The following is a 25,955-nucleotide window of genomic DNA, read 5'->3' on the forward strand; positions in this document are numbered from 1 at the left end:
CTGCCCCACACCCTCGCAGGTCCTGCCCAATACTGTGTACCGGCACAGTACCGCCCGGCCCCGGGCGGCGCGGGTCGTCGCGCCGGCCGCTCGCGGGCCGGCACCGAACGAAAGGAACACCGGGATGTCCACCCGCCTCACCGACGGGGAACTCGTCGAGCGGTACCTGCACGCCGTCCTCGTCCACCTGCCCCGGTCCCGGCGCGCCGAGGTGGCCGCCGACCTGCGCCGTCGCCTCGAGGACGCCGGTGCCGAGCACGAGACGCGTGCGGTGCTCGCCGACCTGGGGTCCCCGGAGGATCTCGCCCGCACCTACCGGGGCGCGCCGCGGCACCTGATCGGCCCGAGGTTCTACGACACCTATCTGCGGGTGCTGTGGCCCGTCGTCGGCGTGGTGGCGGCGGTGCTCGGCGGTCTGACCCTGCTCGCCGCCCTGACCGAGGCCACCGACCCCGCGGCCGCGCCCCTCGACGGCGCCGACGTCGTGTGGGACGCGATCGATGCGGCCCTGACCGGCGGTGTGTACGCCGCCTTCTGGGTGACCGTCGTGTTCGCGGTGATCGAACGCACCGCGCCCGCCGGCACGGATCTCGGGCGGTGGGATCCGGACGATCTGCCCGCGGTGCCGCACGGCCGGGAGATCCCGGTCGGGGAGGCGGTCGCGGAACTGGTGTTCGCGGTGGTCGTGCTGATCGGGGTGGCCGGTCTGTCCCCGTCGCTGGCGCCGTCGTTCTTCGGTGCCGGGTACGAGGCGCTCGACCCCAGTTTCACCGACCGGCTGGTGCCCGCGATGGTGGCCGTCGCGGTGCTGTGGGTGGTCTCGGCGAGCGTCGCGCTGGCCGTGCGCAGCTGGACGACGGTCGTCACCGCACTGTCGGTGGTCTCCGACCTGCTCGCTGTCGCGGTGGCCACGGCCGTGCTCGTGCACCGGCCGTACTTCTCCCCGCAGTTCCTGTCCGACCTGCGCGAGCGCGCGGGCTCGGACCTGACGGCTCAGCTGAACCTCGCCGTCGGCATCGTGTGCATCGTGGTGATCGTCGCCTCGGCGGTCGGGGTGGTGACGGCGGTCCGCAAGCACGTCGCGCACCGCCGCGCCTGAGACCGGTCAGCAGGTGGCCAGGACGCCGGCCATCGCATCCTTCTCGTCCGGCGTGATCCACAGTCCGTACTCGGCCTTCACCTCGATCTGCCGGGAGACGTAGGTGCAGCGGTACTCGGGGTTGGGGGGCAGCCACTGCGCCGCGTCCTTGTCGCCCTTGCCCTGGTTCGTCGGTCCGTCGACGGCAAGGAGGTTCCGGGGATCGTTCGCGAGATTCTTGCGGGCCTGTGCGTCGAGCAGGCGCGCACCCTTCTCCCACGCGTCCGACAGGGCGACGACGTGATCGATCTGCACCGCCGACGACGTGTCCACCCCGCGCCGGAAGTAGATCTCCCGGCCCGTGTACGGGTCGTACAGGGTTCCCGCCTCGACGGTGCACTCCTTCGTCACCGGTGCCAGCTTGATGTTCACCAGATCCCGCTTCAGGACGTCGTTGCGGGTGTCGCAGCCGTTGCGCCCGCCCGCGACGGTCACGTCGTCGGTCCACGCCGGCCCGAACAGCGCACGGTCGTACCCGCCGGAGGGGTCCGGTTCCCGCACGGCGAGGCTCTTCAGCAGTTCGACCGCCTCGGCGGCGGCGGCCGACGACGGGGCCGGGACGGGCGCCGACGTGGACCCGCCGGGACCCGCCTCGTCGCCGCCGTACGTCTGCTGGAGGACGACGAAGGCGACGAAGGCGAGCACGTAGGCGAGCGACCACAACCAGCGACGACGACCGGTCGAGTTCGCCGCGGCCACTACTGCGCGAGCTGCGGCATCTTCACGACCTGCCCCGCGTAGGACAGTCCGGCGCCGAAGGCGAGCAGCAGGGCGAGCCCGCCGGGCCGGACCTGGCCGGTGCGCAGCATCTTCTCCATCGCGAGGGGGATGGACGCGGCGGAGGTGTTGCCCGTTTCGATGATGTCGTCGGCGACGGCCACCGTCTCCGGCAGGTCGAGCTGCCGGACGATGACGTCGTTGATGCGCAGGTTGGCCTGGTGCGGCACGAACGCGTCGAGGGCGGCGAGTTCGACACCGGCCTTGTCGGCGACCTGGCGGGCGATCTTCCCCATCTCGAAGGCAGCCCAGCGGAACACCGCGGTGCCCTCCATGATGATCCAGGGCCGCTTCTGATCGGGGTTGTCCGCGAAGCTCACCCAGTCCGGTTCCTGGCGGATGGCGTCGGCCTGGGAGCCGTCCGACCCCCACACGGTGGGACCGATACCCACCTCGTCGGACGGGCCGACGACCACGGCACCGGCGCCGTCGCCGAAGATGAACCGCACCGAGCGGTCGGTGGGTTCGGTGGTGTCGCTCATGCGCTCGACGCCGACGACGACCACGTAGTCCTCGGTCCCGGTGCGCACCATGTCGGACGCCACGCCGAGCGCGTAGCAGAACCCGGCGCACCCGGCCGAGATGTCGAGAGCGGCCGCGCCCCCGGTGCCCAGGGCGTGCGCGACCAGCGCCGCGGACTGCGGCGTCTGATTCGGGTAGGTCGAGGTGGCCACGATGACGGCGCCGACACGATCACCGGTGATGTCGGCGGCCTCGAGCGCCTTGCGGGCCGACGCGATCGCCATGTCCACCACCGACTCCTCGGGGTGCGGCTTCGCGAAGCGCCGTTCCTTGATGCCGGACCGCGACTGGATCCACTCGTCGCTCGAGTCGATCTGCTGGCAGATCTCGTCGTTGGTCACGACCCGCTCGGGGCGGTGCACGCCCAGCCCGAGCAGTGCGGTGTTCCGCAGCGGGGCGGGACCGGCGATCTGTGCACCCATCAGGCGAATCTCCTCTGCTTCGTGCACTGCTCGTCAGTGCATCGCGTCCCTGACACGGTAACGCGCGCGCGAATCGTAGCGGAGCCCACCCGTCGGCCCGGGCCTCGTGCGAGTACCGCCGGGACACGCCGACGGACACCGAAGGACGTGTGACGGTTGTCACCCGCTGTTACCGTCTGTGGCCGTGCACACACGTAATGGGGGTTACCGACGTGCCTCGTTCCGAGTCGGGGTCACCGCACTGACCTGTGCGGTCGTCGCCCTGGTCCCGTTCGCGGGCACCTCCGCGGCGAACCCGAACGCGATCAATCCCATCCCGGGCCTCAACGGGGTCAACGGCCTGCCGGAGTTGCGCGGCCGCACCCAGGTGGTGGCCCAGCAGACCGGGATGCTCAGCACCAACCGCACCCAGGATCTGAACGTCCTGGGCACCGACCTGGGCGTGATGTGGGACAACGGGCGCGGCCAGGTGCTGACCGCGTTCGGTGACACCGCGGGCCTCGGCGTGCCCAATCTGCTGTCGGGCAGCATCTGGGCCTGGCGCAGCAGTTCCCTGTTCCGCAGCTCGGACCGCCACCTCGCCGACGGGATGACGTTCGACAGCGCGGCCCGCGATTTCTTCGGCCAGGCGAAGGAACTCGTCCCGAGCCCGAAGATCCCGTTCGTGGAGATCAGCCGGATCCCCACCGCGGGGATCGCCGTCGGCGACACCCAGTTCCTGAGCCTGATGTCGGTGAAGAACTGGGGGCCGGCCGGTTCGTGGGAGACCAACTTCTCCGGCCTGGCCTTCTCCCACGACAACGGGGAGAACTGGACGGTGGCGCCGCAGACCGAGCGGCCGAACGCCGACGGGAACCGGAACTTCCAGATGGGCGCCTTCGTCCGGCACGGCGGCTTCGTCTATCAGTACGGAACCCCGCCCGGTCGTGGCGGGCCGGTGCACCTGGCACGGGTACCGGAACAGCAGATCCTCGACCTCGCGGCGTACGAGTACTGGGACGGCGGCGCGTGGGTCCGCGACGTGAACGCGGCGCGCCCGGTGATGACGGGTGGTGCGGCGGAACTGTCGGTGCAGTGGAACGACCACCTCGGGCAGTTCGTCCTGCTGACCACCGACGCGCACAACTCCGTCGTGCTGCGCCGGGCACCGTCGCCGACAGGGCCGTGGAGCGCGCCGGAGGTCGTCCTCGACACCCGCGAACTGCCGACGGCGTACGGCGCGTACATCCACCCGTGGTCGTCGGGCCCGGACCTGTACTTCCTCACGACCGTGCACCAGAACTACAACGTGCTCCTGCTGCGCACCACGCTCCACCCCTGACCCGCGCGGCGTCCGGGCTACCGTGCGTCCATGGACGCACAGGAGTGGGATGCGCGGTACGCGAAGAGCGAGACGGTGTGGGGGTGCCGCCGAACCCGGTGCTCGTCGAGTTCGCGACGTCGCTGCCGCACGGCCGGGCTCTGGATCTGGGCTGCGGCGAGGGCCGGCACTCGCTCTGGCTGGCCACGCGCGGCTGGGAGGTGACCGGACTCGACTTCTCCCGCGTGGCGGTGGACAAGGCCCGGGCGATCGCGGCGCAGGCGCCACGGCGGGTGCGCGAACGCCTGACGTACGAGTGCGCCGACGTGACCGGGGCCACTTTCGAGGCTCGATATGATCTCGTCCTCTCGGCCTATCTCCATTTCCCTCCACCACAGCGACGGGCATTGATCGACAATGCGATCGCGGCCCTGAAACCTGACGGAATCCTCATATTTCTGGGCCACGATTCGCTCAATCCCACCGAGGGTGCCGGCGGCCCCCGGGATCCCGAAATCCTCTACACCCCAGCAGATGTCGTCGCGGAAATCGATGGCCGACTGCAAATCCGGACCGCCGAACGAAGAATGCGGGAAACGGACGCCGGAATGGCGATCGATGCGTTGGTGGTGGCCCGCAAACCAACTCTTGGCAGTTAGTTGCCCGACGGGTAACATAGGCGGATGTTACCGACGAGTAATAACTTGGGCGGTACTCGAACACAGCTTGACCGCACCATCTCACTGGGAGTAGCGCAGACATGGGCCATTACAAGAGCAACCTCCGGGATCTGGAGTTCAACCTCTTCGAGGTGCTGAGGATTCAGACGCTCCTCGAGGCCGGAAAGTTCGGCGACCTCGACGAGGAGACCTCTCGTGGCATCCTGGCCGAGGTGAAGACCCTCACCGAGGGCCCGGCGGCGGAGTCCTTCGCCGAGACCGACCGCACCCCCCCGGTCTTCGACCCCGAGACCCACTCGGTCTCGCTGCCCGAGGGCTTCAAGAAGGCGTTCAACTCCTGGTACGAGGCCGGCTACTGGTCCATGGGCCTCGAGGAGGAGATCGGCGGAACGCCCGCACCGCGCGCCCTGAGCTGGGCCGTCAACGAGATGATGCTCGGCGCCCAGCCGGCCGCCTTCATGTACGCCGCCGGCCCCTCCTTCGCCGGTGTGCTCCACGCCAACGGCACCGACGAGCAGAAGCAGTGGGCCGCGACCATCGTCGAACGCGGCTGGGGCGCCACCATGGTGCTGACCGAGCCCGACGCCGGCTCCGATGTCGGCGCCGGCCGCACCAAGGCGATCAAGCAGGACGACGGCACCTGGCACATCGAGGGCGTCAAGCGGTTCATCACCTCGGCCGACTCCGACGACCTGTTCGAGAACATCTTCCACCTCGTCCTCGCCCGCCCGGAAGGCGCCGGCCCCGGCACCAAGGGCCTGTCGCTCTTCTTCGTCCCGAAGTTCCACTTCGACTTCGAGAAGAACGAGATGGGTGAGCGCAACGGCGTGTTCGTCACCAACGTCGAGCACAAGATGGGCCTGAAGGCGTCCGCCACCTGCGAGCTCACCTTCGGCGGCCACGGCGTCCCGGCCAAGGGCTGGCTCGTCGGCGAGGTCCACAACGGCATCGCCCAGATGTTCGACGTCATCGAGCACGCCCGCATGATGGTGGGCACCAAGGCCATCGCGACGCTGTCGACCGGTTACCTCAACGCCCTGGCCTACGCCAAGGAGCGCGTGCAGGGCGCCGACCTGACCCAGATGACCGACAAGACCGCCCCCCGGGTCACCATCACCCACCACCCGGACGTGCGACGCTCGCTGGCCATGCAGAAGGCCTACGCCGAGGGTCTGCGCGCGGTCTACCTCTACACCGCCGCGCATCAGGACGACGTCGTCGCCGAGCAGATCTCCGGTGCCGACCACGAGCTGGCGCACCGCGTCAACGATCTGCTGCTGCCGATCGTCAAGGGTGTGGGCTCCGAGCGCGCCTACCAGTACCTGACGGACTCGCTGCAGACGTTCGGCGGCTCGGGCTTCCTGCAGGACTACCCGATCGAGCAGTACATCCGCGACGCGAAGATCGACTCCCTCTACGAGGGCACCACCGCGATCCAGGCGCAGGACTTCTTCTTCCGCAAGATCGCGCGTGACCGCGGCGTCGCCCTGGCACACGTGACCGGCCAGATCCAGAAGTTCCTCGCCTCCGACAGCGCCGACGAGCGCCTCAAGTCGGAGCGGGCCCTGCTGGCCACCGCGCTCGAGGACGTCCAGGCCATGACCGCCACCCTGACCGGCTTCCTCATGGGCGCCCAGGAACAGCCCACCGAGCTGTACAAGGTGGGCCTGGGCTCGGTGCGGTTCCTGCTGGCCGTCGGTGACCTGCTCATCGGCTGGCGGCTGCTCGAGCAGGCCGAGATCGCCCTCGCGGCCCTCGACGCCGGCCCGGATTCCAAGGACAAGGCGTTCTACGAAGGCAAGGTCGCCGTCGCCGGCTTCTTCGCCAAGAACGTCCTGCCCGAGCTGACCGCCGTGCGCAGCATCGTCGCCAACGTCGACCTCGACCTCATGGAGCTCGACGAAGCGGCCTTCTGAGCCGGCGCTCGGGCGGAACCGAGTACGCAGACAGAAAGCACTGTGCCCTCCCGTCGCACGACGGGAGGGCACAGTGCTGTGTGCAGGGACTGCCGCGGCTACTCCGTATCGGCCGCAGTCGGCGATGCCGCCGCGGGCGCCGCGGCAGGAACTTCCTCCCCCTCGTCCGCGCCGCTCGGCGCGGGCTGCGGGGTCGTCGTCACGGCCGGGCGCGCGCCGGCAGGTTCCTCCGCGCCACCGCCGGGCGTCTCCGCCTCACCGGGCGCCGGCTGCGACGGTGCGGCCGGCGCCGACTCCCGCTCGGGCTCCGGCTCGGCGCTGACGCAGCGCACCACGGGCACCGGGTCGTAGCGGACCGTGCGGGTGGTGCTCGAGATCTGCCGGCCGGTGGCCGCGTCGGTGATGATGCGGGTGTCGCTCACCGTGAACCCCTGCGCACCGCTCGACGGGATGCATCCCGGCCCGGCCGGCAGGGTGATCGTGTTCGGTGCCGTGAAGTTGGTGCGGGAACCGGTCACGGACTCGACGTCGACGGTCTTGGTGCCCCAGATCCGCACCGTGATGTCCGACGACGTGCCGATCGCCTGGATCAGCACCCCGGTGTCGAAGGGATTGCGGAACTTCAGGTCGATCGCGCCCTCGTAGACCGTCGCCTCCCGGGCCGCCGGGTACCGCGAGATGTAATAGCTGTGCTCGGTGTGTTCGACGTCCTCCATACCGGCGAAGTACGTCGCGTTGTACAGGGTGGTCGCGAGCTGGCTGATGCCGCCGCCCACGGCCTTGGACGGGCGCCCGTTGTTGATGATCCCGGACTCGACATACCCCTGCGCCGCGCCGCGCGGACCCGTGTAGCCGTTGAGCGAGAACGTCTCCCCCGGCTTCACCAGCGCACCGTTGATCTCCGACGCCGCCAGGCGGATGTTCACACCCGACGCGTACTCGAAGCCCCCGGTGGTGAACTCACCGATCACCTCGCGGATGCCCAGCTTCTCGGCGGCCTCCGTGGTCAGCGCCGGCTCGGCCGGCTTGTACACGGCGTCGGTCACCCGCTCGCCCGGCGCGGCCAGCAGCTGCGGCAGCGACTCGAGACTCACCGGCCAGTCGACGAGCTCGCCGGCGACCGACGGGATCACCGTCGGGCCGCCGCCTTCGAGCACGATCCGGGCGTCCTTCGGCTCGACCTCGGTCGCCGCCAGTTGCGGCCGGAGGATCTCGGTCGCGGCCTCGATCCCGTACTGCGGGGACAGGCCCCCGTTGCCGTCCGGCACGAAGGTCAGCACAGCGCCGATCCGGTCGCTGGGCAGGGTCGCGACGGCCCCGTCCCGTCCGCGCACCGTCACGTCGCCGGCGACGGCCGGGTCCGCGACCTCCCGCAGTGCGCGCTCGAGTCCCTCGGGCGTGACCGTCACGTCGACCGTCTCGACCGGGAACTCGACGTCGCCGAACGCCCACCGCTCGGCGAACAGGTCTGCGGAGGCCTCCGCATCGAGGGTCTGCCCGGGCAGCGGCGCCACCGGCACCGGCGTTGCGCCGTCGAACACGAGGTTGCCCTCGCGGGGTGCACGGTCGGCGACCGCACGCACGCCGCCGATCGCGGCCGACAGCGCGGCGTCGTCGCGGGTGGACACGACACCGATCTCGTCACCGCCACCGAAGAACGACGTCACGCGGGTTATCGGATCGAGCGGCTGCGATCCGATGCGGTCGAGGGTGTGCTCCCAGTCGACGTCCAGACCGGCCTGCGCCGGCACGATCTGCGCGGTCACGTCGCCCGCGGTGACGGTGACGGGCTCGTCTGTGCGCGGACCGAGTTCGGCCCGCAGGATCTGCTCGGCTTCCGGAACCGACCGTCCGCCGATCTCGATGCCGGCAACGGTGACGCCGCGCGGAACGTTCCCCGAGGAGACGACGAGGTCACCGACATAGAGGGCCGCGAGCACGGCGAACACTCCACCGGTGACGAGGGCGATGCGGCGCCAGGGCGGGCCGCTGTCGCCCCCGGGTCCGGTGGGCGCCGGCTCCTCGGGCGGGGGCCCGGCGGGCGGGGGCCCGGCGGGCGGGGGTCCGGCAGGCGGGGGTCCGGCAAGCGGGGGTCCGGCAGGCGGGGGTCCGGCAGGCGGGGGGGTGTCCGGTACCTCTGACGGCGTCGCCGAGCGGGCGGTCGCGTCCCCCGCGACGGCGGGCTCGCGGGCGGCGTCGTCCGACAGGCTGGGGAGGACCTCGGTCTCGACGTCGGCCGCAGTGCGGTCTGTCGCCGGCCCGACGGCGTCGGTGCGGTCCGTCGCCGGCCCGACGGCGTCGGTGCGGTCCGTCGCCGGCCCGACGGCGTCGGTGCGGTCCGTCGCCGGCCCGACGACGGGCAGCACGGCCGTGGGCGCCTCCCAGGGCGGTACCTCCGCCGGCGGTGCCGGCTCGGCGTCCGGGCCCGACCGGGCGGGCTCGGGCGCAGCGTCGTCGGCGACGGACGGCGGGGTGTGCTCGGGGCTCTCCCCGGGGATTGCCTCCGACCGGTCACCGGCGGCGTCCTGAGCCGCAGCCTCCGGTTCGGGGACGACCGATCGAGCGTCGTCCTGGCCGTCCTCGGGGTCGTTCGTCCCGTTCTTGCCGCTCACCCGTGTCCTTTCACCGGGGTGCGCCCCGGTTCGGGCACACCACTCGGTATCCAGCCTAATGTCGGATTCCGAGCGCTCCCGATCGGACGGGCGGCCGGAGCGCGCACGGAGAAGCGAAAGACCTCGCGCTGCCGCCAGGTCGGGGGTCAGGCAGCAACGCGAGGTCGCCTGGTTTATCGGTGGTCCCGCCCGGGCGTTACAGACTTCCGAGATTTTTTCCGGACGGGACCGCAGGAAGCGGGACTCAGGCCTCGAGAATGGCGGTCACACCCTGCCCACCTGCAGCGCAGATGGAGATCAGGCCCCGCACGGGCTTGCCGGTCTCCTGCTTCTTCTCATGCAGCATCTTCGCCAGGGACGCGAGAATGCGTCCGCCGGTCGCGGCGAACGGGTGCCCGGCCGCCAGCGACGAGCCGTTGACGTTGAGTTTGGTGCGATCGATGGACCCGAGCGGAGCGTCCAGGCCGAGCCGGCCCTTGCAGTACTCCTCCGACTCGAAAGCCTGGAGCGTGGCCAGCACGACGGAGGCGAACGCCTCGTGGATCTCGTAGAAGTCGAAGTCCTGCAGGGTCAGGCCGTTGCGGCGCAACAGGCGCGGGATCGCGTAGGTGGGGGCCATGAGCAGGCCGTCACCTCCGTGGACGTAGTCGACGGCCGCGGTTTCCGAGTCCACGAGGTAGGCGAGCACGGGGAGCCTGCGCTCCGCGGCCCACTCCTCGGAGGACAGCAGCGCCGCCGACGCGCCGTCGGTGAGCGGGGTCGAATTGCCCGCGGTCATGGTGGCGTCGCCGAGCTTGACTCCGAACACCGGCTTCAGGCCGGAGAGCTTCTCGACGGTCGAGTCCGGGCGCAGGTTGTCGTCGCGGGTGAGGCCCAGGAAGGGGGTGACGAGATCGTCGAAGAAGCCCCGGTCGTAGGCGGCGGCCATGTTGCGGTGGCTCGCGGCGGCGAGTTCGTCCTGCGCCTCGCGGGAGATGCCGAACTCCTTGGTGGTGATGGCCGCGTGTTCCCCCATGGACAGCCCGGTGCGGGCCTCGCCGTTGCGGGGGATCTCGACACCGAGCATCGACGGCCGGACCTGGCCGAGCAGCTTGATGCGGTCTCCCGTCGAACGGGCCCGGTTGAGGGAGAGCAGGAACTCGCGCAGTTCGTTGTTGACACCGATGGGGGCGTCGGAGGTGGTGTCGACTCCGCCGCCGATGCCGGCCTCGATGCGGCCGGCGGCGATGGCGTCCCCCACGGAGATCACCGACTGCAGGCCGGTGCCGCAGGCCTGCTGCAGGTCCCAGGCGGGGGTGTGGGGGTTCAGGGCGCTGCCGAGCACGCACTCGCGGATCAGGTTGAAGTCGCGACTGTGCTTGAGGACGGCACCGCCGACGACGGCACCGAGCCGCTCACCCTGCAGATTGAACCGGCTCACCAGGCCGTCGAGCGTGGCGGTGAACATGTCCTGGTTCGAGGCGCGGGCGTACTTGCGGTCCGACCGGGCGAACGGGATCCGGTTGCCGCCGAGGATTGCGACACGGCGCAGCTGCGTGGAACGGGCGGTGGTGGTCACTGACGTCTCCCGGGATGCTGGTGGATGATGGCGGTGAGTACAGGCTCTCGCTACTATTCTTACTCGCGAGTAAGTTCATTGTCGACACCACATCGTCGGCCCCTCCCGACAATACCGACGTCCGAACCAGAGAAGGTGGAATCGTGGCTGAAACCAAGACCGCCCCCGGCCTCTACGCCCAGTTGATCGGGTCCGCGCCCGGAGCATTCCTCGCCAAGCAGTTCGGCCTGCCGCAGCCGCAGAAGCTGCGCCGGTACGAGCCGGGGCAGCCGCCGCTGGCGGGCCCGCTGCTCCTCGGGGGCAACGGCCGCCTCGTCGAACCGATCCGCACGCTGCTGTCCGACTACCCCTTCGCCGACCCCGCCGACACCGAGTACGGCGCGCTCGTCTTCGACGCCACCGGCATCACGGACGTCGCCGGGCTGGAACAGCTGTTCACCTTCTTCCAGCCCGCTATCAAGGGCCTCGGTCCGAGCGGACGGGTCGTCGTGCTCGGCACCACCCCGGAGGAGGCGTCCTCCGTGGACGAGCGCATCGCCCAGCGCGCGCTCGAGGGCTTCACCCGCAGCGTCGGCAAGGAGCTGCGCCGGGGGGCCACGGCGCAACTGGTGTACGTCTCCCCCGACGCCGCCACCGGACTCTCCGGTCTCGAATCCACGCTGCGTTTCCTGCTGTCCGCGAAGTCCGCGTTCGTCTCCGGTCAGGTGATCCGTGTCGGAGCCGGCGACGCGACGGCGCCCGAATCGTGGGAGCGTCCGCTCGCCGGGAAGGTGGCCGTCGTGACCGGCGCCGCCCGCGGGATCGGCGCCACGATCGCCGAGGTACTCGCCCGCGACGGCGCGCACGTCGTCTGCGCGGACGTGCCGGCGGCCGGCGACGCCCTGTCGCAGACGGCGAACAAGGTCGGTGGGGTCTCCCTCGCACTGGACGTCACCGCCCCGGACGCGGGCGACAAGCTCGCCGACTACCTGCTCGAGCGGCACGGCGGCGCCGACGTCATCGTCCACAACGCCGGCATCACCCGCGACAAGCTGCTCGCCAACATGGACGCCGCGCGGTGGAACGCCGTCATGGCCGTGAATCTGCTCGCCCCCCAGAAGATCACCGAGAAACTTGTCGAGCGGGGCGCACTGAAGGAGGGCGGCCGGGTGGTCGACGTGTCGTCGATCGCCGGCATCGCCGGCAACCGCGGCCAGACCAACTACGGCGCGTCCAAGGCGGGCGTCATCGGCATGGTGCAGGCGACCGCGCCCGTGCTGGCCGAGAAGAACATCACCGTCAACGCCGTCGCGCCCGGCTTCATCGAGACGGCCATGACCGCAGCCATCCCGGTGGCCACCCGCGAGGCCGGCCGGCTGATGAGTTCGCTGCAGCAGGGCGGGCAGACCGTCGACGTCGCCGAGACCGTCGCCTGGTTCGCCAACCCGGCGTCGAGCGCGGTCACCGGCCAGGTCGTGCGCGTGTGCGGCCAGTCCATGCTGGGGGCGTGATGGCTGTCGTCGAACTTTCTTCACGCCCTTCGACTCTCGACGTCTACTCCCGGGCGGTGCTCTCGGCGCTGCCGGTCGTGGGTGCTTCCGGCGACAGCCTGCCCGACGACACCCTCGTGCTGCGCGGCCTGCGCGTGGACCCGGACAACCTGGCCGGGTACACGAAGGTGTGCGGGCTGCGCTTCGGCGACACACTGCCGCTGACCTACCCGTTCACCCTCACGTTTCCCGTCGTGATGAAGCTGATGGTGTCGAAGGGCTTCCCTTTCCCCGCCGTCGGTTCCGTTCACGCCGAGAACGTGATCGAGCAGTTGCGGCCCGTGTCCGTGACCGAGCCGCTGGATCTGAGGGTGCATGCCGAGAACCTGCGGGAACACCGCAAGGGCCTGCTCGTCGACCTGGTGAGCGAGATCAGCGTCGGCCGGGAGCCGGTGTGGCGGCAGACGTCGTCGTTCCTGCGCCAGCAGCGCACCTCGCTGTCGGATCAGCCGAAGCCCGAACCGAAGGCCGAGGAGATCCCGCCGGTGCCGACGTCGACGTTGCGGGTGGACCAGAAGACGATCGACCGCTACGCCTCGATCTCGGGTGACCGCAACCCGATCCACGTCTCGCGGCTCGGCGCCAAGGCGTTCGGGTTCCCCAGGCCCATCGCGCACGGCATGTGGAGCGCGGCCGCGGCACTGCGGGCCGTGGAGGGCCGCATCCCGTCGCACGCGACGTACTCGGTCCGGTTCGGCAAGCCGGTCCTGTTGCCCGCGACCGTGAATCTGTACGCCGCGCGCGCCGCCGCCGGCTGGGACCTGGCGCTGCGCGACCCGAAGAAGGGCTACCCGCACCTCACCGCCACCCTGCGCTGAGAGCGGCTGCGCCGCAGTCCGCACTCACACGCTGAACCATCGACGCACCGCCACCGCCGTGCGTGTTTTCGGTAGTACCGACTACCGAAAACACGCACGGCGTCGCTGACTCTGGCGTCCCTCACTCCGAAGACGTCCGCGTCGCGAAGTGGCTCTATTTACAAATCTTCTCCTTTGTCTACCGCGCCGACCCAAACTGATGTACTGTCCAAGAGACAGTGAGCTGGCTCATACCAGCTCCTCCGCGGATCACGGGACAGGGAGGTCGAACGGTGACGACGTCGGACATCGGCCGGCACGCGCACACGCCGGTGGAACAGTGGCGCGATCGCAAGCGGTATCTGTGGCTCATGGGGCTGATCCCGCCCACGGCGATCTTCCTCGCGACGGCGCTGGTCTGGGGATTCAACCAACTCGGCTGGACCGCGGTCTCGTCGGTGTGGTGGTGGATCGGTCCCCTGCTGGTGTACGTGCTGCTGCCGATCCTCGACCGGTTCTTCGGCCCCGACGGGCAGAATCCGCCCGACGAGGTGATGGGGATGCTCGAGAACGACAAGTACTACCGGTACTGCACCTACGCCTACATCCCGTTCCAGCTGGCCAGCCTCGTCTTCGCCTGCTACCTGTGGTCGGCCACGGACCTGTCCTGGCTGGGGATCGACGGCGGCCTGGGTCTGGTCTCGAAGATCGGCCTGGCGTTCAGCGTCGGCGTGATGGGGGGCGTCGGGATCAACACCGCCCACGAACTCGGCCACAAGAAGGACGACCTCGAACGGTGGCTGTCGAAGATCACCCTGGCCCAGACCGGCTACGGCCACTTCTACATCGAACACAACCGCGGCCACCACGTGCGGGTCTCCACCCCGGAGGACCCGGCCTCGGCCCGTTTCGGCGAATCGTTCTGGGCGTTCCTGCCGCGCAGCGTGTGGGGCAGCCTGAAGTCGTCGTGGGAGCTCGAGAAGACCCGCCTGCAGCGACTCGGCAAGAGCCCGTGGACCCTGCGCAACGACGTCCTCAACGCGTGGGCGATGTCGGTGGTCCTGTTCGGCGTGCTCGTCGCGGTGTTCGGCCCGGTCATCGTTCCGTTCCTGATCCTGCAGGCCGTCTACGGTTTCTCCCTGCTCGAGACGGTGAACTACCTCGAGCACTACGGACTGCTGCGGCAGAAGACGGCCTCGGGCCGGTACGAGCGCTGCACCCCCGCGCACAGCTGGAATTCCGACCACATCGTCACCAACATCTTCCTGTACCACCTGCAGCGACACAGCGACCACCACGCCAACCCGACGCGCCGCTACCAGACCCTGCGAAGCATGGACGGCGCCCCCAACCTGCCCAGCGGCTACGCGAGCATGATCGGCCTCGCCTACATTCCGCCGCTGTGGCGCAAGGTGATGGACCATCGCGTCGTCGAGCACTACGACGGCGACCTCACCCGAGCCAACATCCAGCCTCGCAAGCGCGACAAGGTTCTCGCGCAGTACGGAGCACAGTGATGGCCGCCTACGAATGCCCGGTGTGCAACTACGTCTACGACGAGACCGCCGGCGCGCCGCGCGAGGGTTTCCCCGCCGGCACCCCCTGGGACGCGATTCCCGACGACTGGTGCTGCCCCGACTGCGGGGTCCGCGAGAAGATCGACTTCGAAGGACGCTGAGATGACCACCGACTACAAGCTGTTCCGTTGCCTGCAGTGCGGATTCGAGTACGACGAGGCCGAGGGCTGGCCCGAGGACGGCATCGAGCCCGGCACCCGCTGGGACGACATCCCCGACGACTGGTCCTGCCCGGACTGCGGCGCCGCCAAGTCCGACTTCGAGATGGTCGAGGTCAGCCGGACGTGACCGAGACGATCGTCGTCGTCGGCACCGGGGTGGCCGGCGCGACCGCCGCACAGACCCTGCGCAACGAAGGCTTCGCCGGCCGTGTCGTGCTGATCGGCGAGGAGGCCGCACTGCCGTACCGGCGGCCGGTGCTCTCGAAGGACCTGCTCGCCGGCAGGATCACCGACGAGAAGGCGCAACTCGAACCGGCCGGCTACTGGACCGACCACGACATCGAATTGCGCACCGAGACCCGGGTCGTCGAACTCGACCCGGAACGTCACCGACTCCGGCTGTGGGACAACGAGATCGTCGAGTACGACGCGGTGATCCTGGCGACGGGTGCGCGCGCCCGTCACCTCGAGCACGACGCCGGGGACCGGGTGCTGAGCCTGCGCACGGCGGAGAACGTCGCGCCGCTGCGGGCCGCGATCGCGTCGCACCGAGCGCTCCTCGTCGTCGGCGCCGGCCTGATCGGCTGCGAGGTCGCCTCCACCGCACGAGAACTGGGAGCCGAGGTCACGGTGCTCGAGAGTGCGCCGTCGCCGCTCGCCCGCATCGTGCCGCCCGCGGTGGCCCGGATGTACGTCGGCCTGCACGCCGAACACGACGTGCCCGTCCACACCGGCGTCGCGCTGCGCTCCCTCACCGGGAGCGACGACGGGGTGCACGCCGTCGCGGAGGACGGCCGCTCCTGGACGGCGGGCACCGCGCTCGTCGCGGTGGGCTCGGTGCCGGACACCGCGCTCGCCCGGGCGGCCGGGCTCACCGTCGGCGACGGCATCGTCGTCGACGAGGCCTACCGCACCTCGGCCGCCGGGGTGTACGCCGCGGGCGACGTGATCGAGCAACCCGACCCGGTACTCGGCGGCCGGCACCGCACGGAGAACTGGAACAGCGCCCGGGCGCAGGGCATTGCGGCGGCGAAATCCGTTCTCGGGCAGCCGCTCGGCGCCGCGGAGGTGCCGTGGGGCTGGTCCAACCAGTACGGGCACAACCTGCAGTTCGCCGGCTGGTCCCGGCACGACGACGACTACGTGGTGCGCGGGTCGATCGAGGACCGCGACTTCACGGCGCTCGCACTGCGCGGCGACCGGCTCGTGGGGGCGATCGCCCTCGGCCGTCCGAAGGACATCCGCATCGTGCGCCGGCTCGTGGCCGCCGGCGCCCCGATCGACCGCGCCGCCCTGGCGGACGAGTCCGTCGCACTGGGCGACGTCGCCGGTCGGGGCGCGGCCGTGCCGGCCTCGCTGTAACGGGAAGCCACCTCGGCCCGCCCGGACGACGTCCGGCGGAAGGCTCCCCCGAGGCCCTGCCGGGGCCGCCTCCGGACGGCCCCGACAGGGCCTCGGGGCGTCTCAGCCGTGCTGGTCGGTGCGCTTCTTGCCGGCCAGTCCGCGCCAGGCGAGGTTCTCGAGCAGGTCGGCGGCTTTCTCCACATCGATCTCGCCGCCCGCGATGCGGTCGGCGACCGCCTCACCGGCACCGACCAGCGCCACCGCCATGATGGCGAAGTCCGTTCCCGGCTCCGGGTCGCGGGTGCTCGACTCCAGCAGATGCGCGGTGAGCTCGATGAGCCGGTCCCGGCTGCTGCGGACCTGCCCGGCGAACGCCTGCTGCGACATCGCCTGGCGGTAGAGCACCATCCACGAGTTGCGGTGGGCGTCGACGAACCCGAGGAACGACTCGAGCGCCACCCGCAGCTGGTCGCGCGGCGTGAGCCCGGGGTCGCCGGCGGGTGTCAGCGCCTCGACGAACCGCTGCCCCTCGCGGCTGATGCACGCGGCGAACAGTTCGTCCTTCGAGCCGTAGTACAGGTAGAGCATCGGCTTGGAGATCTGCGCCCGGGCCGCGATGGCGTCCATCGAGGTATTGTGGAATCCGTTCTCGGAGAAGACCTCCACCGCGGCATCGAGCATCTGCTGTTCCCGCACCGCGCGAGGCAGTCGCTTGGTACCGCCGGCCATGTCTCCTCCAAGTCCCGATGCTCCGATCCTTACTCTAGAGTAAGGATCGGGTTTCCGACGTCGATTCAGCAGTCCAGCGCGCCCTTGGCGCGCGCGACGGTGCGCACCGCGTCGTCCACCCGCGCCGCCGGGAGCTCCCCCGTCGCCACCGCCTGCTCGAGGTGGTCGAGCACCCGCGGGACGTCGTCGGTGGACAGCCACAGCGCCTGGTCCACCCCGGCGGCGAGCGCCGCCTGCACCGCCTCGGTGATGTCGTACGTATCGGTGATGGCCCGCATCCCCGACAGGTCGTCGGTGAAGACCACCCCGTCGAACGGCGGGGCGCCGTAGCCCGTTCCGGAACGCAGCAACTGCACGGCCTGCGGGCTGATGCTCGCCGGCACGCCCTCGGTCAGACCCGGCACGTCCAGGTGCCCGAGCATCACCGCGACCCCGGAATCGACGAGCTCCCGGTACGGCACCAGGTCCACCTGCTGCAGCTGGTCGAGCGGCGGCGCGGTGACCGCACCGGTGTGCGAGTCGCCCGACGCCGAACCGTGGCCCGGGAAGTGCTTGAGCACCGGCAGGATTCCCGCGTCGCGCAGCCCGCGCGCGTAGGCGCCGGCGTACTGCACCACCACCTGCGGATCGGCGGAGAAGGAACGGTCGCCGATCACCGCGTCGTCGGGCTGGCTGCTCACATCCACGTCGGGGGCGAAGTCGACGGTGACGCCGAGCTCGCGGAGCTCCCGGCCACGCTCCAGTGCCATCCGGTAGGTCTCCTCCACCGTCATGGTCTGCGCCGTCACCCGCGCCGACGGATCGGGACCCAGCAGCGCCCCGACGCGCGAGACCCGGCCGCCCTCCTCGTCGATGGTGACCATCAGCGGCAGCCGGCTCGCCGCCGTCACCTGCGGGATCTCCCGGTTCGCCAGCATCGACACATCGGTCCAGCTGCCGACGAAGATCCCGCCGATCTGTTCGGACCGCACCGCCTCGAGTGCGTCGGCCGTGCCCGTGACGCCGACGTTGAGCAGCTGCGCCAGCCGCTGCCGCACCGTCAGCGACGCGAGCAGCTCGTCGCCGCACGCCGGTGCGGCGGACGCGGTCGCCATCGGGGCGGGCGACGGTGGCTGCGCGACGGCCGAGGTGTCCTGCGCGGTGGGCGCCGCCGTGGACTCGGCGGCCCGGGGAGCGTCCTGTCCTCCGCACCCGGCGACGGCGAGGACGGCCGCGACCGCGACGGTGAGGGTGTGACGGATCCGCATGGCCTCCGACGGTAGCCGACCACCACCGTGCCGGTCCCCACGACCCGCGGCGGCGGGTGGTCCCCACGGCCCACGACGGCCGGTAAAGTGTCCCCCAAGGACCGCCACGACAGCAGGGATTCGTGATGCCCGCAGATCTCATCCTCATCGCCTACGACGGCTCCGAGAACGCCAAGCGGGCCGTGGAATATGCGGGGCGATTCCTCGCCTCGTGCCGCGCCGTCGTCGTCACGGCCTGGGAACCGATGGTCCGTCAGGCCGCCCGCATGTCCGGGCTGTCGGGGGTGATGCAGCCGGAGTGGGTCCCCGACGAGGAGACCGAGGACGTCGCCCTCACCGACGCGAAGGTGATCAACGCGGAGGGACTCGACCTGGCCCGCTCCGCCGGCCTCGCCGCGGAGGGCCGCACCCTCGAGGTGGTCAGTGCCGTGTGGACCGCCATCGTCGAGGCCGCCGACGAGCTGAACGTCGACATCATCGTCACCGGCACCCGCGGCACCACCGGCCTGCGCTCGCTGCTGCAGTCCTCGGTGGCCGACCATGTGCTGCGGCACAGCCACCGGCCCGTGCTGATCGTCCCGCCGGGACGCTAGCCGCGGCGCGAACCGCACGCGGGCGAGGATATCGTCGACCCACCATGGACGGTTTCCTGCTCTCCCGCGCCGATCGCACCGTGCACACCACCGGGACGCGCCGCCGGTTCACCGACATCGCCGAGGCCTCCCTCGCGTTGCGCCGCGGTGAGGCCGACCTGATCGTGGGCGCGCTGCCGTTCGATCCCGAGCGTCCGGCCGCGTTGACCCAGCCCGAAACCGCCGAGGTGACCGGCGCGGCGTGGCAGCCGCCGGACGCCCTGCCCGGCCTGCCCACGGCGCGGATCGCCGCGCAGACCCCGGCGCCGGAGCAACACGTCGCGCGGGTCGCGGCACTGCGCGACCGGCTCGGCCGCGGCGAACTCGACAAGGTCGTCGCCGCCCGCTCGGTCACGCTCGTCGCGAACACCCCTGTCGACCCGCTCGCCCTCGCGGCCCGGATGGCCGAACGCCACCCCACCGCGCACGTCTACGCGGTGGATCTGAGCGCCGCCGGCGAGCGGTACCGCGGTCACACCCTGGTCGGTGCGACGCCCGAGCTGTTGGTCAGCCGTCGCGGCGACGCCGTGACGTGCCGTCCGCTCGCCGGCACCGCCGCGCGCTGCGCCGACCCGGACGCCGACCGGGAGGCGGGCCGCCAGTTGCTCGCCTCGGCGAAGAACCTCGCCGAGCACGCCTTCGTCATCGAGTGGATCCGCGCTCGCCTGGCCCCGCTGTGCGGTGACCTGCAGATCCCCGGCACGCCCGTGCTGACCGCGACGAGCGACGTGTGGCACCTGGCCACCCCGATCACCGGCACCCTGCGCGATCCCGGGACGGACGTCCTGACCCTGGCCGCGGCGCTGCACCCGACCCCGGCCGTGGCCGGCACTCCCACCGAGGCCGCGCTCGCCGCGATCCGCGGCACGGAGGGCGACCGTCGCTTCTACGGCGGAGCGGTGGGGTGGTGCGACGCGAACGGCGACGGGGACTGGCTGGTGGCGATCCGCTGCGCCGAACTCAGCGCCGACGGCAGGCGTGCCCTCGCGTGGGGCGGCGGGGGCATCGTCGCGGCATCCGATCCGCAGGCCGAACTCGACGAGACCACCGCGAAGCTGCGCACACTGCTCGGCGTGCTCGGCCTCTAGGCCGCCACGAGTGGAGCACGCCACAGTTGTCCCCGTGCGGGTGATACCTTGACGCGGAGCGCGACGACGCCGGTTCGGATCCGGCGACGGGCGCGCGCGACGGATGTCGGCTCACACGGGAGCCGACGATGGACGATGGGGAGATGGGTATGGCGAAGTTCGTGGGCCCGGGCCTGGCCAGCGCGGCGATCGGTGCCGTCCTCGGCGCCGTGGCGGTGTTCGGCGTCACGGCGGCGGTTCAGGAGAACACCCGCCCGCAGGTCGACCGCAGCGGCAACGCCGATTCCTCCCTGCTGAACCAGGTTGAGTACGGCAGCCGCTGACGGCGCCGTCCACGCGACGAGTTCACGCACTTCCCACGGCACGGCACCCCACCCCGGTGGGGCACCGTCCGCCGACCCCTTCTCCAGGCGGTGGTTGTACGGGGCCGCCGTGGTGTCGCTGCTGCTGGCGTTCGCGCAGGCCCCCGGCCTGATCGTCGCCGACACCAAGTACGACCTGACCCAGAATCCCCTCGGGTTCCTCACCCGCGCCGCCCACCAGTGGAGCAGCATCGCGCCGCTCGGCCAGGTACAGAACCAGGCGTACGGCTACTTCTTCCCGCACGGTTCCTTCTTCGCCGTCGGCCAGCTCCTGCACATCCCCCCGTGGATCACCCAGCGGGTGTGGTGGGCGCTGCTGCTGCTCGCCGGGTTCTGGGGCGTGGTGCGGCTCGCGGAGGCGCTCGGCGTCGGTAACCGTGGTTCCCGGCTGATCGCCGCGGCGGCGTTCGCGCTCTCCCCCCGCGTGCTGACCACCCTGGGATCCATCTCGTCGGAGACGCTGCCGATGATGCTGGCGCCGTGGGTGCTGCTGCCGCTCGTGCGCTACCTCGACGGCGACGGGTCGTATTCCGCTCGACGAGCGGCAGCGCCGTATTCCGCTCGACGAGCGGCAGCGTCGTATTCCGCTCGACGAGCGGCAGCGCAGTCCGCCGTCGCCGTCGCGCTCATGGGTGCGATCAACGCCGTCGCCACCGTCGCCGCGTGCCTCGTCGCCGGGCTGTGGTGGCTGGCACACCGCCCGAACCGGCGATGGTGGCGGTTCACGCTGTGGTGGATCCCGGCCTGCGTCGTCGCGGTGCTGTGGTGGATCGTGCCGCTGCTGCTGCTCGGCCGCGTCAGCCCGCCGTTCCTGGACTACATCGAATCGTCCGGGGTGACCACGCAGTGGACCTCGCTGGCGGAGGTGCTGCGCGGCACCGACAGCTGGACCCCGTTCGTCTCCCCCGAGCGCATCGCCGGCGCGGTACTGGTCACCCAGCCGGCGGCGGTCCTGGTCACCGGGCTGCTCGCGGCCGCGGGCCTGGCGGGACTGGCGACGCGCTCGATGCCCGCCCGGGGGCGGTGGACGCTGATCCTGTTCGCCGGCATCGCCGGGCTGGCCGCCGGGTACGTCGGTGACCTCGGCTCGCCGATCGCCGAGCAGGTCCGGCTCTTCCTGGATTCGACCGGCGCCCCGCTGCGCAACGTGCACAAGCTCGAGCCGCTGGTGCGGTTGCCGCTCGTGCTCGGGCTCGCGCATCTGCTGCGCCGGGTGCCGCTGCCCGGTGCGGTGCCGTGGCGGCAGGCCCGGACCGCGTTCGCGCACCCCGAGCGACAGCCGATGGTCGCGTTCACCACCCTGATCCTCGTGGCGCTGACCCTCGCGACGTCGCTGGCGTGGACCGGCCGGCTCGCCCCGCGCGGTGCCTACGATGCGGTGCCCGGATACTGGCACGAGACCGCCGCGTGGCTCGACGAGCACACCCGCGGGGAACGCGCGCTGATCGTGCCGGGCGCCCCGTTCGGCAGCCAGATCTGGGGCCTGACCCGCGACGAGCCCATCCAGGCCCTCGCGTCGACGCCGTGGGCCTCCCGCGACGCCGTGCCCCTCGTGCCGCCCGGCGCGATCCGGGCCCTGGACTCGGTGCAGCGGCACATCGCCGACGGCCGGCCCACCCCGGGGCTGGCGGCGACGCTGCGCGGTCAGGGCATCGGATATGTGGTGATCCGCAACGACCTCGACCCGGAGACGTCGCCGTCGGCGCGGCCGGTGCTCGTGCACCGGGCGATCGAAGGTTCCCCCGGGCTGGTCCGGGTCGCGGAGTTCGGCAACGAGATCACCCGGAACTTCGAGGAGGGCTTCACCGCCGATTCCGACCTGCGGCCGGCGTACCCGGCGATCGAGATCTACCGCGTGGACCTGCCCGGCGCCCCGGTCGGGCCGTACGCGGTGGACGCGGCCGACGTGCCCCGGGTGCAGGGCGGCCCCGAGGCCCTGCTGCGCCTCGACGACGCCGAGCCGGGCAGCACCGGCCCCGTCCTGCTCGCCGCCGACGCGAACCGCGCCGGTCTGCCCGTCGACGACGTCCTCGTCACCGACACCCCCACCGCCCGCGAAACCGACTACGGCCAGGTCGACAACCACAGTTCGGCGATCCGTGCCGCCGGTGACCCGAGGCGCACCTACAACCTCGTGCCGGACTATCCGGTGCCGGACACCGACCTCGTGCACGCCGAATGGGAAGGCGCCCGGATCAGTGTGTCCAGCTCCGCGGCCGACGCCACCCAGCTCGGCGGCACCTCCGTGGGGAGCGGACCGGCGGCCACCGTCGACGGCGATCCCACGACCGGCTGGCACAGCAACGGCCTCGAGTCCGCGGTCGGCCAGTGGCTGCAACTCGACCTGGACCGGCCCCTCGAGGCCGGGCTGCTGCGGCTGAGTACCAGCCCCGGCGCGCTCGGCCCCGCCGTGAAATGGCTCGAGGTGACCACCGACCGCGGCAGCACCGCCGTGCGCGTCGAGAAGCCCGGCCGCGAACAGACCGTGGCGCTGCCGCTCGGACGGACGACCTGGATCCGGATCACCTCTACCCGCACCGAGGACGGGTCGGTGGGCAACCAGTTCGGGCTGACCGAGGTGGCGGTGGACGACTTCACCGACCGCGACAACCCCCGGCCCGTCGAGATCCGGCAGCGGATCGTGTTGCCGGACGTCGTCGCCGGGGCGACGGTGCGGGGCTGGAATCTCGGTCAGGAACTGCCCGGACGCGGCGGCTGCGTCGACACCCCCGATCGGGTGCGGTGTGCGCGGGGTCTGGCCGTCGCGGCCGAGGAGCCGAACCTCTTCACCCGCACCCTGTCGGTGCCGGAAGCGACGTCGGTGGCGCCGCAGCCGTGGGTGCGGGCCCGGCCCGGCCCGGCCCTCGCCGAGATCGCCGCGCTGCCGGACCGGGTGGTCGCCCGCGGCGCCGCGGACGTCGTCGACCTGCAGGGCTCCGCGTTCGCCGCGACCGACGGTGATCCGCGGACCACGTGGACGGCGTCGGAGGAGTCGGTGCGTCCCGGTGCACCGCGACCGACCGTCACGCTCGACCTGCCGTCCCCGCAGCTGGTGACCGGCTTGGAGTTGACCGCGGGCCTGGGACCGCTGCCGGCGCGCCCGACCCGCGTCGCCGTCGACCTCGGCAACGGACCCCAGGTGCGCGACGTCGAATCATCAACGTCGACAATTGATCTCGAACCTCATGTGACGGATCGGGTGGTGCTCGGCCTGGTCAGCTGGGAGGACGTGCTGGACCAGACGGTGCTCGGCTTCGCCAAGGTCGTCCCGCCGGGCCTGGCGGAAGTGACCGTCCTCGGCCCGGACGGTCCGATCGGCCCGCAGGATTCGGTGTACGACCGGCAGGTCACGGTCGGCTGCGACACCGGCCCGGTGCTCACCGTCGACGGCCGCAGCTACCGGACCTCGGTCACCGCGACCGTCGCGGACCTCGCCGCCGGCGTCGAGGTGCCGGCCACCCTGTGCGACGAGACCGTCGCGCCGCTGCCCGCCGGGCGCGTCGACGTCGAGATCGACCCGGGCCAGGCGTTCACCGTCGGGACGCTGCGGCTCCCGGTTCCCGGCGCCGCGAGCCCGCCGGCAGCCGAACCCACCGAACTCGCCGTCGGCACCTGGACGGAGAACCTGCGCGAGCTCGAGGTGCCCGCGTCCGAACGGGACCGGCTCGTCGTCGTGCCGGAGAGCACCAACGTCGGCTGGGTCGCCACGGCCGCGGACGGCACCGAACTGACACCCGTGGTGGTCGACGGCTGGCAGCAGGGCTGGGTCGTGCCCGCCGGGACCGGCGGCACCGTGACCCTCGAATTCGCCACCGACCGGTGGTATCGCCTCGGCATCTTCGGCGGCCTGCTCCTGCTGCTGCCGCTGTTCGCGCTCGCGGCGTGGCCGCGCCGGCGCCCCGTCGCCGATCCGGGGCCGTCGCCCCGGGTCTGGGGCAGTACCACCGTCGGCTTCGCCGGCGTGCTGGCCGTCGCGGTCCTCGCGGCCGGCGCGGTGGGCGCGGCGACGACGGTCGTGGCGGCAGCGGCGATCGTGGCGGTGGGCGCCCGCTGGGGCCGCGACGTGGCTGCCCGCACCCTGGTCGTCGTGACCGGATGCGCCACCATGACGGCGATGGCGTTGCTGTCCACCGGGCCGTGGCGAGCGCCGGACGGCTACGTCGGGCACTCGGTCGCCGTCCAGTTCGCCGCGCTGTGCGGGCTCGTCGCGCTGGGAATCGCGGCGCTGCCGGTCTCGGTCAGGGCGCGGCGGAGTCTGCGACGCGTTCTGCGGTGGAGGCGACGCGGCTCTGACGGCGCCTGACCTCCCGGCGCACCGGTTCCTCCACGAGGGCGTAGCTGACCGACGCGACGGCGATGCTCAGCACCAGGGTCACCGTGAGCACGAACCAGAAGTCGCCCTGGAACGGGATGAGACCGAAGACCGGGAAGACGATGGACAGCACGGCCAGGTGCCAGATGAAGATGCCGTACGACCATCGGCCCACGGTCAGCGCCGGACCGCTCGCCAGGATGCGGTGCTCGGCGCGCGGCGCCAGGACGAGGGGCGCCAGCAGTGCGAAGCTCATGAGGGCGCCGAGCAGGATCTTGCCGTTGTACTGCCACGGATCGATCTTCACGAGGCCTTCCGGCCCGCCGAGGGCCGTGGTGGACAGCGCGAACGCGGCCACGGCGACCACCGCCATGAGCACCCGGTGCGCCGCGAGGCGGTGCACCCAGGTCCGCTCGCCCGTCACGAGCTCCGCGAGCACCATGCCGGCGGCGAACCACGGCAGATAGCCGGGCAGCCAGTTGTCGTGGTTGATGTGGTCCGGGGTGGGAACCGGCAGCCACGCCCACACCAGCGACAGCGCACTCAGGGCGAGCAACAGCGGGACGCGGAACCGGGCCCGTTCGCCACGCAGACCGGCGAGCGCCGCGGCGAACAGCGGCAGCAGCAGGTAGAAGGCCACCTCCACCGACAGGCTCCACATCTGGGTGAGCCCCTCGGTGAGACTCAGCGGCACGAACACCTGCACGAGGGTCAGGTTCGCGAGCCACAGCCGCCACCCGCCGCCCGCCTCGGGCAGCAGGAGCAGCACGATGCACACCACCACCCAGTAGGCAGGCAGGATGCGGGTGGCCCGGGACAGCAGGTAGCGCCCGGTGGTCGGCGCGGCCCCGAGACCACGCGCGGCCGCCGCGTGCGGCCGCCACAGCAGGAAGCCCGACAGCGCGAAGAACAGGGCGACGGCGAGGTCGAACCGCCCCCAGATGCGGCCGAGCACCGGGTCGTGCACGGCGCCGGTCTGGAATGCCACGTGCGTGATCAGGACGCCGACGGCCGCGAATCCGCGCATGCCCTCGAGCGCCGGCAGGAAGCCGGAGACGGCGGGAGCCGAGGCGGTGGGGGGGGCACTGCTGGTCATCGACGACAGTCTGCCCGGTCGCTTCGGGGCGGGGAAGCCTGGATCTCGAGTCCGAACGGTGGCGCGCGCCGGGCGGATGCCCTGTTAGTGTCTGGGCTCACGTGGTATTCGCGAGCCGGATGCCAGGCGATCCGTGCAGACCGGCTGCCGGTGGGG

20 protein-coding genes and 1 pseudogene are annotated in these 25,955 nt (G+C 71.4%); 14 read left to right on the forward strand and 7 right to left on the reverse strand.

Annotated elements, in window-relative coordinates; translation table 11 throughout:
• Positions 1–124: 124 nt before the first annotated feature.
• The gene (locus tag QNA09_RS19715) at positions 125–1,099 is read left to right on the forward strand and encodes a hypothetical protein (protein WP_010593503.1); all 975 of its coding nucleotides are present in this window, start codon (positions 125–127) and stop codon (positions 1,097–1,099) included.
• 6 nt (positions 1,100–1,105) lie between these two features.
• Here QNA09_RS19715 and QNA09_RS19720 read toward each other — a convergent pair whose 3' ends face one another.
• Both QNA09_RS19720 and QNA09_RS19725 read right to left on the reverse strand, forming a co-directional pair.
• The gene (locus QNA09_RS19720) at positions 1,106–1,837 is read right to left on the reverse strand and encodes an HNH endonuclease family protein (RefSeq protein ID WP_102031618.1); all 732 of its coding nucleotides are present in this window, start codon (positions 1,835–1,837) and stop codon (positions 1,106–1,108) included.
• Positions 1,837–2,859 carry a beta-ketoacyl-ACP synthase III gene (locus tag QNA09_RS19725; RefSeq protein WP_010593505.1) on the reverse strand — a complete coding sequence of 341 codons (1,023 nt, stop codon included), beginning with the start codon at positions 2,857–2,859 and terminating at the stop codon, positions 1,837–1,839. The genes QNA09_RS19720 and QNA09_RS19725 overlap by 1 nt, the downstream gene beginning before the upstream one ends.
• A 262-nt stretch (positions 2,860–3,121) precedes the next feature.
• On the opposite strand from QNA09_RS19725, the gene QNA09_RS19730 reads away from it, so the two are divergent.
• From QNA09_RS19730 to QNA09_RS19740, 3 genes and pseudogenes are all read left to right on the forward strand, one after another.
• Positions 3,122–4,180, forward strand: coding sequence for a DUF4185 domain-containing protein (locus QNA09_RS19730; RefSeq protein ID WP_225222666.1), 1,059 nt, complete (start codon positions 3,122–3,124; stop codon positions 4,178–4,180).
• Between the two features lie 30 nt (positions 4,181–4,210).
• Positions 4,211–4,818: pseudogene (locus QNA09_RS19735) on the forward strand (class I SAM-dependent methyltransferase).
• Between the two features lie 101 nt (positions 4,819–4,919).
• The gene (locus QNA09_RS19740) at positions 4,920–6,755 is read left to right on the forward strand and encodes an acyl-CoA dehydrogenase (protein ID WP_119700081.1); all 1,836 of its coding nucleotides are present in this window, start codon (positions 4,920–4,922) and stop codon (positions 6,753–6,755) included.
• Positions 6,756–6,853: 98 nt separating this feature from the next.
• Here the strand turns inward: QNA09_RS19740 and QNA09_RS19745 are convergent, their stop codons facing one another.
• Both QNA09_RS19745 and QNA09_RS19750 read right to left on the reverse strand, forming a co-directional pair.
• Entirely contained in the window at positions 6,854–8,704 is a 1,851-nt protein-coding gene (locus tag QNA09_RS19745; protein WP_119700342.1) for a VanW family protein, read from the reverse strand.
• Positions 8,705–9,611: 907 nt separating this feature from the next.
• Positions 9,612–10,925 (reverse strand): acetyl-CoA C-acetyltransferase, encoded by a 1,314-nt coding sequence (locus tag QNA09_RS19750; RefSeq protein ID WP_048773175.1) that lies wholly within the window; start codon positions 10,923–10,925, stop codon positions 9,612–9,614.
• A gap of 143 nt (positions 10,926–11,068) precedes the next feature.
• Between QNA09_RS19750 and QNA09_RS19755 the strand changes: the two genes are divergently transcribed.
• The 6 genes from QNA09_RS19755 (at position 11,069) to QNA09_RS19780 (ending at position 16,351) form a co-directional block, all read left to right on the forward strand.
• Positions 11,069–12,415 carry a 3-oxoacyl-ACP reductase gene (locus tag QNA09_RS19755; protein ID WP_040274939.1) on the forward strand — a complete coding sequence of 449 codons (1,347 nt, stop codon included), beginning with the start codon at positions 11,069–11,071 and terminating at the stop codon, positions 12,413–12,415.
• A complete protein-coding gene (locus QNA09_RS19760) occupies positions 12,415–13,272 on the forward strand; it encodes a MaoC family dehydratase (protein WP_040274936.1) in 858 nt (285 codons plus the stop codon). The genes QNA09_RS19755 and QNA09_RS19760 overlap by 1 nt, the downstream gene beginning before the upstream one ends.
• Positions 13,273–13,544: 272 nt before the next feature.
• Positions 13,545–14,768 (forward strand): alkane 1-monooxygenase, encoded by a 1,224-nt coding sequence (locus QNA09_RS19765; protein WP_119700082.1) that lies wholly within the window; start codon positions 13,545–13,547, stop codon positions 14,766–14,768.
• Positions 14,768–14,929, forward strand: coding sequence for a rubredoxin (locus QNA09_RS19770; protein WP_003939211.1), 162 nt, complete (start codon positions 14,768–14,770; stop codon positions 14,927–14,929). Before QNA09_RS19765 ends, QNA09_RS19770 begins: the two co-directional genes overlap by 1 nt.
• Before the next feature lies 1 nt (position 14,930).
• Complete coding sequence (locus QNA09_RS19775; protein ID WP_003939212.1) at positions 14,931–15,116, forward strand: rubredoxin; 186 nt, start codon at positions 14,931–14,933, stop codon at positions 15,114–15,116.
• The gene (locus tag QNA09_RS19780) at positions 15,113–16,351 is read left to right on the forward strand and encodes an NAD(P)/FAD-dependent oxidoreductase (RefSeq protein WP_040274933.1); all 1,239 of its coding nucleotides are present in this window, start codon (positions 15,113–15,115) and stop codon (positions 16,349–16,351) included. The genes QNA09_RS19775 and QNA09_RS19780 overlap by 4 nt, the downstream gene beginning before the upstream one ends.
• A gap of 102 nt (positions 16,352–16,453) precedes the next feature.
• Here the strand turns inward: QNA09_RS19780 and QNA09_RS19785 are convergent, their stop codons facing one another.
• Both QNA09_RS19785 and QNA09_RS19790 read right to left on the reverse strand, forming a co-directional pair.
• Positions 16,454–17,062 (reverse strand): TetR/AcrR family transcriptional regulator, encoded by a 609-nt coding sequence (locus QNA09_RS19785; RefSeq protein ID WP_010593517.1) that lies wholly within the window; start codon positions 17,060–17,062, stop codon positions 16,454–16,456.
• Positions 17,063–17,127: 65 nt separating this feature from the next.
• Complete coding sequence (locus QNA09_RS19790) at positions 17,128–18,309, reverse strand: glycoside hydrolase family 3 N-terminal domain-containing protein (RefSeq protein WP_102031624.1); 1,182 nt, start codon at positions 18,307–18,309, stop codon at positions 17,128–17,130.
• 125 nt (positions 18,310–18,434) lie between these two features.
• On the opposite strand from QNA09_RS19790, the gene QNA09_RS19795 reads away from it, so the two are divergent.
• From QNA09_RS19795 to QNA09_RS19810, 4 genes are all read left to right on the forward strand, one after another.
• On the forward strand, positions 18,435–18,902 hold the full coding sequence (locus QNA09_RS19795; RefSeq protein ID WP_010593519.1) for a universal stress protein: 468 nt from the start codon (positions 18,435–18,437) through the stop codon (positions 18,900–18,902).
• A gap of 44 nt (positions 18,903–18,946) precedes the next feature.
• Positions 18,947–20,029: an isochorismate synthase MenF gene (locus tag QNA09_RS19800; protein WP_040274928.1), complete on the forward strand. Its 1,083-nt coding sequence runs from the start codon at positions 18,947–18,949 to the stop codon at positions 20,027–20,029.
• 149 nt (positions 20,030–20,178) lie between these two features.
• A complete protein-coding gene (locus tag QNA09_RS19805; RefSeq protein WP_003939230.1) occupies positions 20,179–20,352 on the forward strand; it encodes a DUF2613 domain-containing protein in 174 nt (57 codons plus the stop codon).
• 109 nt (positions 20,353–20,461) lie between these two features.
• Positions 20,462–24,694, forward strand: coding sequence for an alpha-(1->3)-arabinofuranosyltransferase family protein (locus QNA09_RS19810; protein WP_374121863.1), 4,233 nt, complete (start codon positions 20,462–20,464; stop codon positions 24,692–24,694).
• Here QNA09_RS19810 and QNA09_RS19815 read toward each other — a convergent pair.
• Complete coding sequence (locus tag QNA09_RS19815; RefSeq protein WP_048773160.1) at positions 24,630–25,799, reverse strand: acyltransferase; 1,170 nt, start codon at positions 25,797–25,799, stop codon at positions 24,630–24,632. The genes QNA09_RS19810 and QNA09_RS19815 overlap by 65 nt on opposite strands.
• Positions 25,800–25,955 lie beyond the last annotated feature (156 nt).

The sequence above is a fragment of the Rhodococcus sp. AH-ZY2 genome (assembly GCF_030916465.1).
Lineage (GTDB): Bacteria > Actinomycetota > Actinomycetes > Mycobacteriales > Mycobacteriaceae > Rhodococcus > Rhodococcus ruber.

What these genes read in the sequence shown, in the direction of transcription:
- QNA09_RS19775 (WP_003939212.1), top strand. Translation starts at nt 14,931, where the DNA reads ATGACCACCGACTACAAGCTGTTCCGTTGCCTGCAGTGCGGATTCGAG.
- QNA09_RS19725 (WP_010593505.1), bottom strand. Translation starts at nt 2,859, where the DNA reads ATGGGTGCACAGATCGCCGGTCCCGCCCCGCTGCGGAACACCGCACTG.
- QNA09_RS19715 (WP_010593503.1), top strand. Translation starts at nt 125, where the DNA reads ATGTCCACCCGCCTCACCGACGGGGAACTCGTCGAGCGGTACCTGCAC.
- QNA09_RS19760 (WP_040274936.1), top strand. Translation starts at nt 12,415, where the DNA reads ATGGCTGTCGTCGAACTTTCTTCACGCCCTTCGACTCTCGACGTCTAC.
- QNA09_RS19785 (WP_010593517.1), bottom strand. Translation starts at nt 17,062, where the DNA reads ATGGCCGGCGGTACCAAGCGACTGCCTCGCGCGGTGCGGGAACAGCAG.
- QNA09_RS19815 (WP_048773160.1), bottom strand. Translation starts at nt 25,799, where the DNA reads ATGACCAGCAGTGCCCCCCCCACCGCCTCGGCTCCCGCCGTCTCCGGC.
- QNA09_RS19790 (WP_102031624.1), bottom strand. Translation starts at nt 18,309, where the DNA reads ATGCGGATCCGTCACACCCTCACCGTCGCGGTCGCGGCCGTCCTCGCC.
- QNA09_RS19795 (WP_010593519.1), top strand. Translation starts at nt 18,435, where the DNA reads ATGCCCGCAGATCTCATCCTCATCGCCTACGACGGCTCCGAGAACGCC.
- QNA09_RS19805 (WP_003939230.1), top strand. Translation starts at nt 20,179, where the DNA reads ATGGCGAAGTTCGTGGGCCCGGGCCTGGCCAGCGCGGCGATCGGTGCC.
- QNA09_RS19770 (WP_003939211.1), top strand. Translation starts at nt 14,768, where the DNA reads ATGGCCGCCTACGAATGCCCGGTGTGCAACTACGTCTACGACGAGACC.
- QNA09_RS19740 (WP_119700081.1), top strand. Translation starts at nt 4,920, where the DNA reads ATGGGCCATTACAAGAGCAACCTCCGGGATCTGGAGTTCAACCTCTTC.
- QNA09_RS19800 (WP_040274928.1), top strand. Translation starts at nt 18,947, where the DNA reads ATGGACGGTTTCCTGCTCTCCCGCGCCGATCGCACCGTGCACACCACC.